The organism is Microbacterium faecale (assembly GCF_014640975.1).
In the GTDB taxonomy this organism is placed as follows: domain Bacteria; phylum Actinomycetota; class Actinomycetes; order Actinomycetales; family Microbacteriaceae; genus Microbacterium; species Microbacterium faecale.
The window spans coordinates 706,248-722,373 of record NZ_BMHO01000001.1 but is presented as its reverse complement, the minus strand read 5'-3'; the positions used below and the strand labels follow the sequence as shown (position 1 = coordinate 722,373).

The following is a 16,126-nucleotide window of genomic DNA, read 5'->3' as shown; positions in this document are numbered from 1 at the left end:
CGATGCCGCGGCCGCTCAGGGGAGGTCGTTGCGGATGAGCGTCGCCGTCTCGGCGAGCGCGGAGTAGAAGCCGTGCACTCGTGATTTCGGCATGCGGCTCGCCGGCGTCGAGCAGGCGAGGGCGGCGATCGTTCGACCGATTCGATCTCTCACGGGTACCGCGATCGCTCGAAGCCCATGCGCACTCTCCTCGTCGTTGAACGCGTACCCCTTGAGCTGCACGTAGGCGAGCTCTTCCCGAAGCTGCGCGACCGTCTTGCGCGTCTGCGCCGTGACCTTCTTCAAGCCCCGAGGGTAGAGCTCTCGGATCGTCTCCGGAGGAAGCGAGGCGAGAAGAACCTTCCCGCCCGAGGTCGCGTAGGCCGGCAGAACGAGCCCTGTCGCGACGCGCGTGCGCACGACTTTCGGCCCCTCGACGCCGCCGATGAACTTGGCGTTCGCCCCGTCGAGCACGATGATGTTCACGGTCTCGCCAAGCTGCTCAGCGAGGGCCTTCATGTGCGGCTCCGCGAAGCGGCGGAGATCGAATTCGCTGATGGACCGCAAACCGAGTTCGATCAGCGCGGTGCCCGCGCGAAACGCACGGGTGACGCGATCCTGCACAAGAAATTGCCTCCATGCCAACGTGACGAGCAGCCGGTGCGCCGTGGACCGGGCAACCCCCAGCTCGTCGGCGACCATCGACACTCGGAGCTCGCTGTGGTGCTCAAGCATGCTGAGCACGCGGAGCGCGTGGTCGACCGATTCGATGCGATCGGGTGGCGGCGGAGTCGTGAGCCCTTTGGACATGAAGCCATTATGCACATCCTGGGCGCCGCGCGATTCCGCTCTGCGGGACGTTAGACATTCCTGTTCCCACTGTCGGGCATCGGTGGCGCAGATTGATGATATTCCTTGGGTGAGCCCGAGACTCAGAGAAGAGTGAGGTGGTCCCCGCGTGATGAAGATCCGTCGGCAACCGAGCAACGGTGCATTCACTACTCCGCGCAGCATGCTTCCGTTGGTCGTCATCGCCGTGCTGCTGTTCGCATTGCCCGTGGTGATGCTCGTGGTGGGTGCGTTCCGCAACGCCCCTCCCGGGCAGCCAGCGCAGTGGTCATTGGATGCCTTCGGTCGCACGCTCGGCAGCGCGAGCACATACACGACGTTCGCCAACTCGCTGGTGATCGCGGTGCTCTGCGCAGGGTTCTCCATACTTCTCGCAGTGGTTCTGGTGTTCTTCGCCGTGAGAAGCACCGCCCCGCTGCGTCGGATCGTGACGCCCGTCATGGTGCTCGTCCTCGCCCTTCCGCCGCTGTTCTACGCCATGAGTTGGGGCATGCTCTGGAACCCCCGACTCGGGCAGGTCAACCAGTGGTGGATGGCGCTGACAGGGGGCGACGAACCGCTGTTCTCCGCGTACTCCTGGCCGGGCCTCGTGTCTGTGATGGTCCTCAAGGGGACGTCCTTCTGCTACCTGCTCCTGCTCGGGCCGTTCCGCGCGATGGACCGGACGCTGGAGGAGGCCGCGCAGATGGCGGGCGCGAGCCGACTCCGTACGATCTTCAACATCGACCTCGCGGTTCTGATGCCCGCGATCTCCGGCGTCGTCATCCTCAATCTGATCATCGGGTTGGAAGCGTTCGAGGTGCCGCTCTTTCTCGGCACGCCGGCCGGGATTGACGTGTTCTCGACCGAGGTCTACGGATACATCGCCGATCAGACGCCCGCTGACTACGGCGGCGCGAGCGTCCTCTCGCTCGTGCTCGTCGCGCTCGTCCTGCTCATGGTCGCGGTGCAGTGGCGCGTACTCGGCCGCAAGAATTACACGACAGTGACCGGTAAGAGCTACGACACGGCTCCGTGGGAGATCGGCGGCTGGCGCTGGGCCGGAACAGGCATCATCGCTCTGTACGTCCTCTTCGGCGTCGCCCTCCCCCTGGCGCAGCTCCTCCTCGGAAGCTTCCAGCCGTTCTTCGGCGGCGACGTGTATTCGACAGCGAACTACGAAATGCTCCTCAGCGACCCGCGCACGATGGAGGCGCTTCGTTCGACGATCATCGTCGCCGTGGTCGGTGGCCTCGCCGCTGTCGCGCTTGCCTTCATCATGATGTACGCGGTCAGCCACAACGAGACGTGGATGCGTCGCGTCCTGGAGATGCTCACGTGGTTGCCGTTCACGCTGCCAGGCATCGTTCTCGCCCTCGGTCTCGCGTGGACATACGTCAGTCTGCCGGGGATCCGCCAGCTCTATGGTTCGATGCTGCTCGTCGGTCTCGGCCTCGTCATCGCGGCGGCGCCCATCGCAACGCGCGCGATTCAGCCCGCGCTGATGCAGATCAATCGCGAGCTGGAGGAAGCCTCACGCATCAGCGGCGCGCGCCCGACCCGTGTGGTGTTCGGCGTCGTGTTGCCGTTGATCGCGCCGAGCTTCTTCGCGGCGTGGTTCGTTGTCGCGATCGTGATCTCGGGAAACCTCTCGATTCCCGTTCTGCTGTCGTCCTCCCTGACACCGACCGTGCCGCTTCTGGTGTACGACCTGAACACGCAGGGCTACGCATCACGGGCGGCCGCGCTCCTCATCCTCGTGCTCAGCACTCTCACGGTCGGGATGATGCTCCTCCTGGCGCTGCAACGCGTAGCCACCGTCGTGGCCCGCCGATACCGCGTATCCGGGCATGCCTCGTCGCCGCCCCGTGAAGCGACCAAGGCGAAAAGCTAACCACGTTCATCAACCGACCCTGAATGGGAGAAGACATGGCATCCCTCACAATGGCATTCGCTACTTCACACGCACCACAGCTCGGCACTCCGCCTGAGAATTGGGACGCGCGTGCAGTTGCGGACAAGAAGAACGAACGCCTTGCGTTCCGCGGCCAGACCTATTCTTTCGGCGAGTTGAAGTCGTTGCGCGACGCGGCATTCGCCGACGAACTCGAGGTCGAGACGTTTCGCGAGAAGCACGCACGATGCAGATCCGCAATCGACGAGCTCGAAGAATTCGTTCGGTCATCTGACGTCGACGTCCTGGTGATCGTCAGCAGCGACCACAAAGAGACCTTCAACGACGAGCATCTCGCACCGTTCGTCGTCTATTGGGGCGACACGGTCCAGCACGAGCCGCTCACCCAGGAGGACCTGGACTCCATGGCGCCTGGGCTGTCCGTCGCCGAGGCGAAGAACGTCCCCGACGTGAGCACGACCCGGCAGTGCCACAGCGATCTCGCCCTGCACCTCATCGAGTCAGTGCAAGCACAGGGCTTCGATATCGCCGCCTCTCAGCAGCTTCCGGCCGGCAAGTTTGGCGACCACGCCATCCCCCACGGCTGGGGCTTCATCATGCAACAGGTCCTCAAGGGAGATGTGCCCGTCCCCATCGTCCCGATCTTCGTCAACACGTTCTGGCACCCGAACCCGCCCACCGCTGCGCGTTCGTACGATTTCGGAACCGCGCTCGAGGCCGCGATCAAGAGCTTTCCCGAAGACATCCGGGTCGGCATCGTCGGTTCGGGTGGGCTCTCTCATTTCGTGGTCGATGAGGAGCTGGACCGTACCGTCCTCGACGCCTTCATCGCTGGCGAGCCTCAGCCGTTGCGCGCGCTCGAGAATGACGTGCTCGTCGCAGGCTCATCGGAGATCCGCAACTGGATCGTCGCCGGAGCCGCCGCCAACGCCGCGGCGCTCGGGGCCGAAGTCGTCGACTACGTGCCGGCCTACCGCACGGATGCCGGCACGGGGTGCGGAATGGGCTTCATGACCTGGAAGGCAACGACGCAATGAGCGCTGTCACGCTCCGAAGTCTCACGAAACGATACGGCTCGGCCGAGACGCTCGCGGTCGACGACCTGTCGCTCGACATCGCCGAAGGCGAGTTCGTCACGCTACTCGGCCCAAGCGGCTGCGGGAAGACGACCACCCTGCGCTGTCTTGCCGGACTCGAGATCCCGACGAGCGGCGAGATCGAGATCGGCGGCCGCACCGTGTTCTCGTATGAGAGCTCACAGTTCGTGCCGCCGGAGAAGCGCGCGATCGGCATGGTGTTCCAGAGCTATGCGCTCTGGCCGCACATGACCGTGGCGCAGACGGTCGGATATCCGTTGAAGCTGGCCAGAACGCCCTCGAGCGAGCGTCGACAGCGCGTCGACGAGATGCTCGAACGAGTGCATCTGCAGGCCCGGGCCGACGACCTCGCTGTCTCGCTGTCAGGCGGACAGCAGCAACGCGTCGCCCTCGCTCGCGCGATGGCGAATCGCTCGTCGCTCGTGCTCTTCGACGAGCCGCTGTCGAACCTGGACGTAAAGCTTCGGCACTCGATGCGCACACAGATACGCGAACTGCACGACGATCTCGGCACGACGTCGGTCTACGTGACTCACGACCAAGAGGAGGCGATCGCGCTCGCCGATCGCGTCGTGGTGATGAACGCGGGACAGATCGAACAGGTCGGCACGCCGCGAGAGCTCTACGCGAACCCGAGGAACGCCTTCGTCGCCGACTTCATGGGTTTCCAGAACATCCTGCCTGCCCGCGTCGTCACTATCTCCGCCAAGACCGCCGTCGTCGAACTCGACGACATCGGCGCGCGGATCGAGATGGTGATGCAGAACGAGCACGCGCCCGGCGACCGCGTGCTCGTCGCGTTTCGCGCGAGCCACGTGGAGATCGTCCCCGACGACAGCCCGTCCGAGGGCGTCATCGCAGGAAGGATTCGGCACATCACGTACCTCGGCATGTCCTTGCGCGTTCTCGTCGACACCGCCCGCGGCCCGGTCCGCGCCCAGATCGATGAACGCGATTTCGGGCGCTACTCAACGGACGACCTGCGCACCGGGCGCGAGATCGCGCTCGCGATCTCGCCCAGTCAGCTCGTCGGGCTTCCGTCGCCCGGCGACGCCGACCACTCGGATCCGGTCTCGTCGACCGTCACTACTCGCGTTCCGGCGTAACAGCGCGCCCGACTTCACCCAGGAGATACGAAATGACTATGCCCGTCATCGACCGACCTCAGCTTCTTCCCACACTCAATCCCGACGAGTGGCCGGAGGAAGTGCCGGTGATCGTCGTCGGGGGTGGGCCAGTCGGCATGTCGTGTGCACTCCTGCTGGCACAACGAGGCATCGAGGTGCTCCTGGTCGACCGTCGAGACTTCGAGTTCCGGCTTCCCCGCGCCCACCTTCTGAATGTGCGGACGATGGAGATCTTCCACTCGATGGGGGTCGCCGACGACATCTACGCGATGGGGCCCGATCACGATCGCTGGCACAAAGTGGCCTGGTACACGTCCGTCGATCCCAGCACGCGGTATGAGGGGCTGAAGATCGGGGACGTACCCGCATGGGGCGGCGGCGCGGACCGCGAACGGTATGCGGAAGCGAGCCCGCGCAAGTACGCGAACCTGCCGCAGATCCGGCTCGACCCCCTGATCCATGCCCACGCGTCGGCGGCGATGCCAGGGCGGCTGCGCGGACATCAAGAGGTCCGCGACTTCACTCAGGACGAGCATGGTGTGGTCGTCACAATCGCCGACCTCGCCGACAGTACGGTACGTCGTCAGCGCGCGCAGTATGCGATCTTCGCGGACGGAGGCCGCACGAGCAACGACCTGCTCGGCATCGATTTCGACGGCGTGCAGGCGATCCGCAATGTCACGACATACCACGTCTCGACCGACCTCTCGATGTGGACGGAACCCGACGCGATCCTCGCTCATTTCGTGCACCCTTCTGGTCACGGGCGCCGAATGGGAACGATGCAGGCGATCGGGCCGACGAACTACAACCGATACTCGGAGGAATGGCTGATCGGTCTCGCTGGCTGGATGCTCGAGGGCGACCCCGAGGACCGCGCCACGCATGACCAGGCCATCCGGCGGCTTCTGAACCTCGATGAGTCGCATCCGCTCGATATCCATTCGATCAATAACTGGACGTACAACGGCGTCGTCGCTCAGAGATTCCGTGTCGGCCGAGCACTCCTCGCCGGAGATGCCGCCCACCGGCACCCGCCGACCGGCGGCTTGGGGTTGAACGGCGGCATCCAGGACGCTGGCAACCTCGCCTGGAAGCTCGCCGCCGTCCTCGACGGGACGGCGGCGGAGTCGCTCCTGGACAGCTATCAGGAGGAACGCCGACCGGTCGCGGCCTTCTACACCGCGCACTCACTGGAGAACGCCAATCGCCACCCTCCGATTGCGGCGGCGCTGGGCTTCTCAGACGAGCGCTCCGTCGACGAGGAGCAGCGCTCGCTCGACGTCTTCGTCGGCGAAGGCCCGGACTCCGACGCCGTGCGTGAGCGCGTGCGCGCGGCCGTTGACGCCAACGCCTTCGACTTCAGTCAACTGAACGTCGAGGCGGGCTTCCACTACGCCGCTGGGGCGATCGTCCCCGACAACTCCCCGCTGCCCGACGGCTACGAGTCCCCGATCGTCTTCGAACCGGTCTCCCGTCCCGGACACCACCTCCCCCACGTGTGGCTGACGGACTCCGAGGCTGACCGGGTGTCGACGATCGACATGGTCGAACCGGAGGGATTCACACTGTTCGTCAGTGAGAGCGCCGCAAAGACCTGGAAGGACGCGGTCGGCGACGTGGCCTCCGCATTGCCGCTGCACGTCGTCGCGATCTCGGATGACGAACGGCACTGGGAGACGGCACGCGGAATCGGCCCGTCCGGTGCACTTCTCGTGCGCCCCGACTGGATCGTCGCATGGCGCGTGATCGATCTTCCGCCGAGCCCGTCGGATGCCCTGCAACGGGCCGTCGACACCGTCCTGCGCGGTGGCGATGCCCCGCTCGTGGACCCCGCGGAACCCTTCGTGGAGCGCATCCGCGTGGCTGCGGAAGGAATCGTGGGATTGGAGATCCGCAAGTGACCGCCGAACGCCTTCTCGAACAACTGGCTCAGCTCGACACATGCGCCATCTCGGATGCGCTCGATACTCTCGGGCTGCCAGGAGCGACGACCGGCGTGGGTCGCCTGTGGCCGGTGTCACGCGTGGTCGTGGGACGCGCGCGGACGATTCAGGCCGCACCGCGCGACGATAACCGCGCGGTCGACCACATCGCCGCCCGCGCGATCGACGATGCGTCGGAAGTCGACATCCTCGTCATCGCGAACGACGGACGCACGGACGTCTCCTGCTTCGGGGGGATCCTCGCGCGGGCGTCCGTGCGCCGCGGCGTTCGCGGCGCCCTCATCGACGGGGCGTGCCGAGACATCGACGAGAGCGAGCAGTTCGATTTTCCGGTGTTCGGCCGAGCGGTCGTTCCTGTCAGCGCCCGTGGCAGGATCGTGCAGCTCAGCATGGATCAGACGATCACGTTCGCCGATGTGAACGTTGACAGCGGCGACCTCGTGATCGCCGACAGCAACGGCATCATGTTCATCCCTGCCCAGGAGGCTGACGACGTGATCCGCATGGCCGAGCTCATCAGCGCCCGCGAAGACCGCATGGCCGCCGCAGTGGACGCCGGAGCGGACGTCGCCGACGTGATGCACGACAGCAGGTTTCCCACACGAGAGGATCTCGACCATGACCGGTGACCTTCCCCTTGCCGACTACTCGACCGCGACCATCTCCGATGCGCTCGACAAACTCGGGCGCAGCGGAACGATGCTCGGGATCGCGCCGCTGTTCTCCCGGACCCGACTCGCCGGCCGAGCATTCACCGTGCGATACGTGGCGGCCGGCCACCCCGCCGGCACAGTGGGCGACTACCTCGACGACGTCGCGGCTAGCGACGTCGTCGTCTTGGATAACGCCGGGCGCACAGACTGCACGGTCTGGGGAGACATCCTGACCGCCATGGCGGCGGACCGCGGTGTCGCCGGTACCGTGATCGACGGCGTCAATCGCGACGTCGAGCGCGCGCTCGACCTGGAGTATCCGATCTACAGCCGCGGACGCTTCATGCGCACCGGCAAGGATCGCGTGGAAGTGGCTTCCGTCGGCACCCCCGTGTCGATCGGCGGCGTGCAGGTTCGCTCCGGGGACGCGATCATCGGAGACGCCGACGGCGTCCTCGTTGTGCCACGAGACATCGAAGAGGCGGTCCTCGAGATCTGCGCGTCGATCAGCGCACGGGAAGACGCCATCGTCGATGCTGTCCTCGCGGGATCCTCACTCGCCGACGCACGCGCGGCACACGGCTACCACCTGCTGCAGCGGGGCGGCTGATCCCGCCGCTCGACCGCCAGACTCGAAGAGGGGGTCTTCCACATCTGACGATGTGGAAGACCCCCTCTTCAGGTCCCGTGCAGTGCCGTCCTCACACCGCGCCGATGGCCTTCGCGTCGAGTCCGAACACGTCAATCGCGATGTCCTGGAAGAACGCCTTCTTCTCGGTGAGGCTCATCGGCAGCTCGTCCTGCATCTCGACCTCCGCAGGCACGTACTGATACGGATAGTCCATCGCATACATGACGTGGTCGTCGCCGACCATCTTCCGCGTGAACATGATCGGTTCCCGAGCGGGCATGCCGCTCGTCGTGATCCAGATGCAGTCCTGGATGTACTCGCTGATCTTGCGCTCCAGCGGCTTGATCGACGGGTAGCGGCGCGACGCCACCATGCCCTGGTGCATGTAGTCGAAGCGGTAGAGCCAGAACGGCAGCGCCTCGCCGAGATGCCCGATCACGAGGCGCAGTCGGGGGAAGCGGTCGAAGACACCCGACGTGATCATTTTGAGGGTGTGCAATGATGTCTCGACCTGGAATCCGAAGACGGCTCCGTCGAGCCCCGCTTCCTGCATCGTGCCGATCATGGCGTCGTTCGGCGTGTTCGGGTGCAGATAGACAGGAACATCCAGTGCTTCGGCTGCTTCGAGGATGGGCCAGAACTCCGGGTCGGACAGATACCGGCCGCGGATGTGCGAGTTCACGATCAAGCCGCGCAGCCCGAGTTTCGAGACCGCGCGCTCAAGTTCCGCGACGGCCGCCGGCACGTTCTCGAACGACACAGCCGCGAGCCCGGTGAATCGAGACGGGTGACGCTCGACAGCGGCCGCCAGCTCGTCGTTGGCATTCGCGGCGATGCCGACCCCACGGGCCGCATCAAGCACCTGCGTACCCGGGGCGGTCAACGCGAGCACGGCGTGATCGATTCCCGCGGCGTCCATGTGCGCGAGTCGTAGTTCGCCCGCATCCTCCAGCCCCGCGCGAACGAAACGCGGGCGATCCGCGTCGCTCGTCATGTAGTGGCCCACCATTCCGAGGAAGCCCGGGCCGCCTTCGCCCGCGTCGATCATCCGCCTCCATTCGTCGGTGATCTCGCGCGTCGCCCATGCCTCTTCGGTCGCGATACGAATGTAGCCGGCATGCCCGCCCGTCGTCGGCGACGTTACTGGTGTGTTTTCCATGAATAGTTCCCTTCAGCGGCTCCCAATGAGCACCTTGTCAAGCCGCGCTCACGCTATCCCCGCCGCGGTCTCGCGAACGCGGACCGAGCCGTCGAATTCCGGCTGGTAGAACTTGAGGGACATCAACCGACGGTCGCCCGCGCCAGAATGAACGCCTGAGAATCACGGAATTAAGCATGACCTTGCTGGCGAAGCGTCCAGCCTGTTCCGCACAATGGAACTCGGTGCACTCGTGTCCGCAGGACGGCCCGAGTGCGAATAGTCTCCGAACAGTGGCGAGGAAGCCACGCAGAAAACGAAGGACGAAACGGATGGACTACCCCACGCTCGAACTCTTCATCGCAGGCGAATGGCGACGCGAAGAACGAGACACCCTGCCGGTTGTGAACCCCGCGACGTTGGACGTCGTCGGCAAGCTGCCGGTTGCGACCGCGACGGATCTGGACGATGCCGCGGAGGCCGCGGCATCCAGCTTTCAGACGTGGCGTTCGACGTCCGCATTCGAGCGATACCAGGTGCTGCGGCGCGCAGCCGAGCTCTTGCGGGAACGCGCACGAGAGATCGGCATCGCGACCACCATCGAACAGGGAAAGCCCGCGAGCGAAGCGATCGCAGAGGTCGGTGCCGCCGCCGACACCTTCGATTGGTTCGCAGAAGAGGGGCGACGCGCCTACGGCCGCGTCGTACCGGCTCGGCGCCCCGGCGTCCGGAACCTCGTCCTCTCGCAGCCCGTCGGCCCGGTCGCGGCCTTCACCCCATGGAACTTCCCGATCACGATCCCTGCGCGCAAGCTCGCCGCAGCCCTCGCCGCAGGGTGCACAGTCGTCTTCAAGCCCGCCGAGGAAACCCCGGCGACCGGCCTCGCCCTCGCGCGCGCTCTCGCCGACGCGGGGTTGCCTGCGGGCATTCTGAACGTGGTCATGGGCGATCCTGCAGCGATTTCCACGCAGCTGATCCGCGATCCCCGCATTCGCAAGGTGTCGTTCACCGGGTCGACGGTAGTAGGCCGCCAGATCGCTCACCTGGCGGCGGACGGAATCAAGCGCGTGACACTGGAACTCGGCGGTCACGCACCCGTACTCGTCTTCGACGACGCTGACGTCGAGAAGGCGGCGACGCTGGCCGCTGGCTCGAAATTCCGCAACGCGGGCCAGATCTGCATCGCCCCGACCCGCTTCCTCGTGCAGGAGAACGTCTACGAGCGCTTCATCGACGCCTTCTCTGCGCGCATCCGGACGCTGGAGGTCGGGAACGGCCTCGACGACGGCACATCCATGGGGCCGCTTGCTCATAACCGCCGCCCTGCCGCCATCTCGGCGCTGGTCGACGATGCACGCGAGCGAGGGGCACGGACCGTCATCGGGGGCGAGCCCATCGACCGTCCCGGATACTTCTGGCAGCCGACACTGCTCGCTGACGTCGATGCGAACGCACGAATCATGCAGGAGGAGCCTTTCGGCCCGGTGGCGGTCGCCGTGCCGTTCACGGATGTCGACGACGGGATCGAGCGCGCGAATGCGCTCCCCTACGGGCTTGCGTCCTATCTCTTCACGGGATCGGCCGCGACCGCCGCTGAGGTCTCGGACCGGATCGAGGCGGGAATGCTGGCGGTCAATCACCTCATGCTCACGAGCCCGGAGACTCCGTTCGGTGGCGTCAAGGAGAGCGGTTACGGCTCCGAGGGCGGCTCAGAAGGCATCGAAGACTATCTCGTCACCAAGCTCGTCAGTGAGACGTGGTGAACAACCGTCGCGGTGCCCCCGTGCCGCGGACAACGACAGAACAGGGAAAGAGAGCACCGTGTCAGAGAATTATGAGTGTATCTCGGTGGACGCCGTCGACCGCGTGGCAACCGTCACGCTGAATCGGCCGGACAAACGCAACGCCATGAGCCCCCAGCTCAACAGCGAGATGCGCGATGCGTTGACGAAGATTCGCTATGACGACGGCATCGACCTCGTGGTCCTCACCGGCGCTGGCGATTCCTTCACGGCCGGCATGGACCTGAAGGAGTACTTCCGCGAGACAGAAGGCGACCCGACAGCCTTCGAGCGCGTTCGGGACGTCGCCTGGGATTGGCAGTACAACATCCTGCGGAATCTGCCGCAGGTCACGATCGCGAAGGTGAACGGGTGGTGCTTCGGCGGCGGTTTCACTCCCCTGACGTCGTGCGATCTCGCCATCAGCGCGGATGAGGCGACGTACGGCCTCTCGGAAGTCAACTGGGGCATCATCCCCGCGGGCTTGGTTACCCGAGATGTCGCCCTCGCCATGGGATACCGGACGGCGATGTACTACATCCTCACGGGCGAACCGTTCGACGGAAAGCGTGCCGCCGAGGTCGGACTCGTGAACGAGTCGGTCCCGCGCGCAGAACTTGACGAGCGGGTCGCGGAGCTTTCCTCCCACCTGAAGGGCTTGAACCCCGCGGTGCTGCGCACCGCGAAGGAGACCTACCGCCACTCGCTCGACATGGACTACGGGCAGGCGTGGGACTACACGGCGGCGAAGGCTCTCCAACTCCGTGCGCGCGACAAGGAAGGCGGACGACGCGAAGGGATGTCGCAGTTCCTCGACAAGAAGTCGTTCAAGCCCGGACTCGGGGCGTACGCGCGACCGGCTGGTTCCGATGCGTGACCTGACCCCGTTGCTGCGACCGCGCACCGTTGCGGTGATCGGCGCATCAAGCAACCTGTCGTCTCTTTCCGGTCGCCCGGTGAAGAACCTCCTCGCGAGCGGGGCTGACGTCGAGATCTATCCGGTCAATCCGCGACGGGAGGAGGTCGCGGGGCTCCGGTGCTATCCCGACATCGCGTCGGTCCCTGCCGCTCCCGATGTCGCGCTGATCCTCACGCCGGCCGCAGCTGTTGCGGAAACGCTTGAAGCGGCGGGAAAGCGTGGCACGAGGGCCGCGATCGTCATCACCGCCGGGTTCGCCGAGATGGGCGAGGACGGCGTCGAACAGCAGAGAGAACTCGCGAAGATCGCTCGCGTGCACGACATGCTCCTGCTCGGGCCGAACACCATCGGCACGCACGACTACCGCCGGGGTCTGCCGTTGAGTTTCGTGTGGTTCGATCGGCGCCCGCCGTCCGACGCGGGATCCGTCGCGGTCGTTACGCAGAGCGGATCCGGCATGGCCGCGCTGTGCGACCGGCTCAACGACGACGGTCTTCCACTCGGATACGGCATCGCGACCGGAAACGAGGCAGACGTCTCTGTCGCGGACCTGCTCGAGCACTTCGTCGACGACGACGACGTCAAGGTCGTCGCGACCGTCTTCGAAGGGATCAAGGACGGCGCGGCCTTCCTGCGCGCTGTCAGCCGCCTCCGCGACGCTGGGAAGCCCGTCATCGCACTGAAGCTCGGACGCACGGCCCATGGAAGTGCGGCGGCAGCCTCCCACACCGGTTCGCTGGCAGGTGAATACCCGACGATCAGTGCCGTGCTGGGACAGCATGGCGTCATCGAGGTCGATGACCTCGACGACTTCGGCCCCCTGATCGGCACGGCGCTCAGTGGGAAGCCCCCCGAGGGGACGCGGATCGCTGCGATCTCGAGTTCGGGGATGGCGGCCGTGATCAGTGCCGACCGCGCGACCGAACTCGGTCTCGAGATGCCCGAGTTCTCCGACGCGGCGCAGGAACAGATCGCCCCGTATCTTCCCGCCTTCTCCCAGGGAGCGACGAACCCGCTCGATCTCACCGCGCAGGCGATGGAGCATCGAAACGCGCTCAGCGACATTCTCGAGATCGCGTTGCGCGAGCCCGACATCGACGCTGTCATCGTCGGGACACCCAGCAGTACGGGCCCGAAGGGGTTAGAGACCGCCGACCGCTTCGCGGAAATTGCGTCACGAACGGACAAGCCGTTCTTCCCGTTCCTCCTCACGGGTGAAGAGGCGTCCGAGGCCCGTGAACGCCAACGCGGTCATGGCCTGGTCCCCTTCAGCTCGCCAGGGCGGGCCGTCGAAGCTGTCGAACGACTCAGCCGATTCGGGCTCGCGCGTCGCCGCTTCGCGTCGGCGGAGTCCGCGTCCGCGCCCAGTCAGTGCGAAGACGGACAGTTGACCGCGATGTCTGAGTCAGAGGCGCTGGAGCGCCTCGCATCTCACGGCGTTCCGGTCGTACCGCACACGCGGGTCAGCACCAGCGACGGCGCGATCGCGGCCGCCGAACGGCTAGGGTATCCGGTGGTTCTCAAGGTCGACTCGCGGCAGATCGCGCACAAGACGGAGATCGGCGGAGTCGTGCTCGGCATCCACGACGCCGCAGGCGTAGCGACGGCCTTCGAGAAGATCCGCGCTTCGGTCTCAGAGAAATGCCCCGAGGCCACGATCGATGGAATCATCGTCGCGCCGATGCAGGACGTGGCATTCGAGATGATCGCCGGTGTCCACATCGATGAGACCTTCGGGCCGATCATCGCCTTCGGGCTGGGCGGAATCTGGACCGAGGTCCTGAATGACGTCGCGCTGAGAAGCGCCCCGATCACGCAGGCAGATGTCGCCGAAATGGTCGAGGATCTTCGCGCGAAGGCGCTGCTGAAGGGTGCTCGAGGAATGCCTCCCGCTGACATGGGCGCCATCGCAGAACTCCTCACGGCGCTCTCACGTATCGCCGTCGCGCACGCTGGTGAGTTCGACAGCATCGACATCAATCCCATCGCCGTGACCCGAGACGGCAGCATCATGGCGCTCGACGCCGCGATATTCACGACTGGTCTGCGATGACGCAGACCCCGACAGGAAGACACCACATCATGCGAAGGACACTCTCACTGACGGGCGCGGTCGCGGCCGCCGCCCTACTGCTCGCCGGCTGTGCTGGATCGTCCACGCCCGCCGAAGAACCGGCTGGAAACGGTGTCGGTGGCGGTGACCCCGCCGCCGACACCGAGCTCCTCGGTGGCAACGAAGCCGCCGCGCAGCTGGAAGAGCTGTATGCGGCCGCCCAGGAAGCCGGACAGACAAGCGTCACCATCTATGGTCCGGGCGAGACGGACAAGGCCGCGATGTACGAAGTCTTCTCGGCTCGGTTCCCCGACATCACTGTCGAGCCGGTCTACATCCTGGGACCGGACCTCACCGCGAAGCTGGAGGCAGAGTTCGCCAGCGGTCAGCACGTGGGCGACATCATTCAGAACGGGGATGCGGGCATCGCCGGCAATCTCCTGGCTGATCAGCTCGAGCCGTTCACTCCGGTCCTCGCGGAACAGCTGGATCCGGTGGCGTACGCCGAGCCGAGCGGCGCCGCGTGGGCCGCGACCGCGGCGACCTTCGGTTTCGCCTACAACACGTCGCTTCTCAGCCCCGAGGAAGCCCCCACGACCTGGGAGGACCTACTCGACCCATCGCTCAAGGGCAAGATGACGTCGGACAACATGACGCGAAACGGAGCGGGGCTCGGCACCCTCTCGCATGTCCTGTGGGACGGTCGGTACGGACCCGACTGGCTAGACGAGTTCGCGGCCCAGGACATCATCTTCCAGGCATCGACTCCTGCGGCCGGAACCGCGGTCGCCACGGGCGAGTTCGCACTGCAGCCGGCGTATCCGATGGCGTTCTACCTGCGCGATCGCGCCAATGGCGCGCCCGTCGAATGGACGCTTCCGGACGAGGGCGTACACCTATCACCGCACTACGTCAGCCTGTTGCGGAACGGCCCGAACCCGGAAGCGGCGAAGCTCCTGATGTCGTGGCTGTTCACTCCGGAGGCGCAGCAGGCAGCTGCCGAGCTCGGCTATTACCCGCTGCTGCCCGGAGAAGCCGGGCCCGATGGACTTCCGCCCGCTGATGAACTCGACCTGCTCGAGCCCCTCAGCCTGACGGACGTGCTCGACATCCACTCCGAGAACCTGGAGACGGTCAAGGTCGCCTTCGGCGAGGAGTGAGCTGACGGCCGTCACCGCGCAACGATGCGTCGGGCCCTTGTGAAGACGAGATCAGGTCTCCACAAGGACCAGACGCATTGGTCGCCCGCGGTGCCGCGGCCTCACCCTCTTCGGTCGCCTGCCCGAGCGGCTGATGCCGGCTGCCGGACGAGGGCGAAGCGGTCGGCGGCGCGCGTCGCTGCGCGCGACCTCTCCGTCTCCCACGGCCAGGTCATCAGGCCCCAGACGAGGATCATGAGCCCCGCCACCGACAGCAGGTAGAGCGGCCACGGACCGAGCACGTCGAGGAGCGATGCGCCCGCCGGCCCGCCGCTCACGTAGCTGTAGTTGGATTCCGTCATCAGGTTCACTGCGAATGCGACCGCCGACCAGACGATGGTCGCGCCGAAGGTGACGGCGTATCCGCGCCAGGTCGGTCGATACCCGAGCCCCCACGTCAGCACGATCGGAGCGATGAGCACAGCCGCGTGGAGGCTCCAGTACATGGCGAACTCGAGCACCGGAAACTGCAGGTAGTTCAGGTCGGGCGTCAGCACCGACTGCAGGTTGAGGGTGAGCCCCCAGTAGTAGACGACCGCGATTGCCCACCCCGCGCGCGTGATCAGCGCGATCGCCGCCAGGTACCGCAGCGCATCGGAGAAGTGGAAGGGCAGCGACTGGTGCAGGTCCCAGTTCGCGGGGAGCAGGCCCCAGACCGTCCACACGGTCGACACCACGAGCAGCATCCAGCCGCTGATTCTCAGCACCCGCATGGTGCTGTCGTCGTCGCGCGTGCGACGCGTGACCAGGGCGCAGACGACCGCGACGACGACGATGACGACGAGCACCGCCACGTGCACGACGCCATACTGCGGCATGTACCCGGCTCCCTCGACGCCCACGCTCGTGAGTGTAGCCAC

General features: G+C 65.8%; 13 protein-coding genes. 10 read left to right on the top strand and 3 right to left on the bottom strand.

All coding sequences use genetic code 11. From position 1 onward, the window contains the following. Positions 1-15 precede the first annotated feature (15 nt). Entirely contained in the window at positions 16-789 is a 774-nt protein-coding gene (locus IEW87_RS03295) for an IclR family transcriptional regulator (RefSeq protein ID WP_188710872.1), read from the bottom strand. Positions 790-940: 151 nt separating this feature from the next. Here IEW87_RS03295 and IEW87_RS03290 point away from each other — a divergent pair, with 151 nt between their 5' ends. From IEW87_RS03290 to IEW87_RS03270, 6 genes are read left to right on the top strand one after another with little or no spacing between them, the layout of a single operon-like run. Continuing rightward, positions 941-2,701: an ABC transporter permease gene (locus IEW87_RS03290; protein ID WP_229731169.1), complete on the top strand. Its 1,761-nt coding sequence runs from the start codon at positions 941-943 to the stop codon at positions 2,699-2,701. A gap of 35 nt (positions 2,702-2,736) precedes the next feature. After that, the gene (locus IEW87_RS03285) at positions 2,737-3,759 is read left to right on the top strand and encodes a DODA-type extradiol aromatic ring-opening family dioxygenase (protein WP_188710870.1); all 1,023 of its coding nucleotides are present in this window, start codon (positions 2,737-2,739) and stop codon (positions 3,757-3,759) included. Next, positions 3,756-4,925: an ABC transporter ATP-binding protein gene (locus IEW87_RS03280; RefSeq protein ID WP_188710869.1), complete on the top strand. Its 1,170-nt coding sequence runs from the start codon at positions 3,756-3,758 to the stop codon at positions 4,923-4,925. The genes IEW87_RS03285 and IEW87_RS03280 overlap by 4 nt, the downstream gene beginning before the upstream one ends. Before the next feature lie 32 nt (positions 4,926-4,957). Then, positions 4,958-6,850, top strand: a complete 1,893-nt coding sequence (locus IEW87_RS15005; RefSeq protein WP_229730893.1) for an FAD-dependent oxidoreductase — start codon at positions 4,958-4,960, stop codon at positions 6,848-6,850. After that, the gene (locus IEW87_RS03275; protein WP_229730891.1) at positions 6,847-7,521 is read left to right on the top strand and encodes an RraA family protein; all 675 of its coding nucleotides are present in this window, start codon (positions 6,847-6,849) and stop codon (positions 7,519-7,521) included. Before IEW87_RS15005 ends, IEW87_RS03275 begins: the two co-directional genes overlap by 4 nt. Then, the gene (locus IEW87_RS03270) at positions 7,511-8,155 is read left to right on the top strand and encodes an RraA family protein (protein WP_188710867.1); all 645 of its coding nucleotides are present in this window, start codon (positions 7,511-7,513) and stop codon (positions 8,153-8,155) included. The genes IEW87_RS03275 and IEW87_RS03270 overlap by 11 nt, the downstream gene beginning before the upstream one ends. 91 nt (positions 8,156-8,246) lie before the next feature. Here IEW87_RS03270 and IEW87_RS03265 read toward each other — a convergent pair whose 3' ends face one another. Next, positions 8,247-9,335, bottom strand: a complete 1,089-nt coding sequence (locus IEW87_RS03265) for an amidohydrolase family protein (protein ID WP_188710866.1) — start codon at positions 9,333-9,335, stop codon at positions 8,247-8,249. A gap of 311 nt (positions 9,336-9,646) precedes the next feature. Between IEW87_RS03265 and IEW87_RS03260 the strand changes: the two genes are divergently transcribed. Genes IEW87_RS03260 through IEW87_RS03245 form a run of 4 tightly spaced genes read left to right on the top strand, consistent with a single transcriptional unit; the run spans position 9,647 to position 15,227 of the window. Next, the gene (locus IEW87_RS03260; protein ID WP_188710865.1) at positions 9,647-11,077 is read left to right on the top strand and encodes an NAD-dependent succinate-semialdehyde dehydrogenase; all 1,431 of its coding nucleotides are present in this window, start codon (positions 9,647-9,649) and stop codon (positions 11,075-11,077) included. Beyond that, a complete protein-coding gene (locus IEW87_RS03255) occupies positions 10,986-11,972 on the top strand; it encodes a p-hydroxycinnamoyl CoA hydratase/lyase (protein WP_268234588.1) in 987 nt (328 codons plus the stop codon). Before IEW87_RS03260 ends, IEW87_RS03255 begins: the two co-directional genes overlap by 92 nt. Continuing rightward, positions 11,965-14,067, top strand: coding sequence for an acetate--CoA ligase family protein (locus IEW87_RS03250; protein ID WP_188710863.1), 2,103 nt, complete (start codon positions 11,965-11,967; stop codon positions 14,065-14,067). The genes IEW87_RS03255 and IEW87_RS03250 overlap by 8 nt, the downstream gene beginning before the upstream one ends. A 29-nt stretch (positions 14,068-14,096) precedes the next feature. Next, positions 14,097-15,227 (top strand): ABC transporter substrate-binding protein, encoded by a 1,131-nt coding sequence (locus tag IEW87_RS03245; protein WP_188710862.1) that lies wholly within the window; start codon positions 14,097-14,099, stop codon positions 15,225-15,227. A 101-nt stretch (positions 15,228-15,328) separates the two neighbouring features. Here IEW87_RS03245 and IEW87_RS03240 read toward each other — a convergent pair whose 3' ends face one another. After that, positions 15,329-16,108, bottom strand: a complete 780-nt coding sequence (locus tag IEW87_RS03240) for a YwaF family protein (protein WP_229730887.1) — start codon at positions 16,106-16,108, stop codon at positions 15,329-15,331. Positions 16,109-16,126 lie beyond the last annotated feature (18 nt).

What these genes read in the sequence shown, in the direction of transcription:
- IEW87_RS03270 (WP_188710867.1), top strand. Translation starts at nt 7,511, where the DNA reads ATGACCGGTGACCTTCCCCTTGCCGACTACTCGACCGCGACCATCTCC.
- IEW87_RS03245 (WP_188710862.1), top strand. Translation starts at nt 14,097, where the DNA reads ATGCGAAGGACACTCTCACTGACGGGCGCGGTCGCGGCCGCCGCCCTA.
- IEW87_RS15005 (WP_229730893.1), top strand. Translation starts at nt 4,958, where the DNA reads ATGACTATGCCCGTCATCGACCGACCTCAGCTTCTTCCCACACTCAAT.
- IEW87_RS03290 (WP_229731169.1), top strand. Translation starts at nt 941, where the DNA reads ATGAAGATCCGTCGGCAACCGAGCAACGGTGCATTCACTACTCCGCGC.
- IEW87_RS03295 (WP_188710872.1), bottom strand. Translation starts at nt 789, where the DNA reads ATGTCCAAAGGGCTCACGACTCCGCCGCCACCCGATCGCATCGAATCG.
- IEW87_RS03250 (WP_188710863.1), top strand. Translation starts at nt 11,965, where the DNA reads ATGCGTGACCTGACCCCGTTGCTGCGACCGCGCACCGTTGCGGTGATC.
- IEW87_RS03260 (WP_188710865.1), top strand. Translation starts at nt 9,647, where the DNA reads ATGGACTACCCCACGCTCGAACTCTTCATCGCAGGCGAATGGCGACGC.
- IEW87_RS03265 (WP_188710866.1), bottom strand. Translation starts at nt 9,335, where the DNA reads ATGGAAAACACACCAGTAACGTCGCCGACGACGGGCGGGCATGCCGGC.
- IEW87_RS03280 (WP_188710869.1), top strand. Translation starts at nt 3,756, where the DNA reads ATGAGCGCTGTCACGCTCCGAAGTCTCACGAAACGATACGGCTCGGCC.
- IEW87_RS03285 (WP_188710870.1), top strand. Translation starts at nt 2,737, where the DNA reads ATGGCATCCCTCACAATGGCATTCGCTACTTCACACGCACCACAGCTC.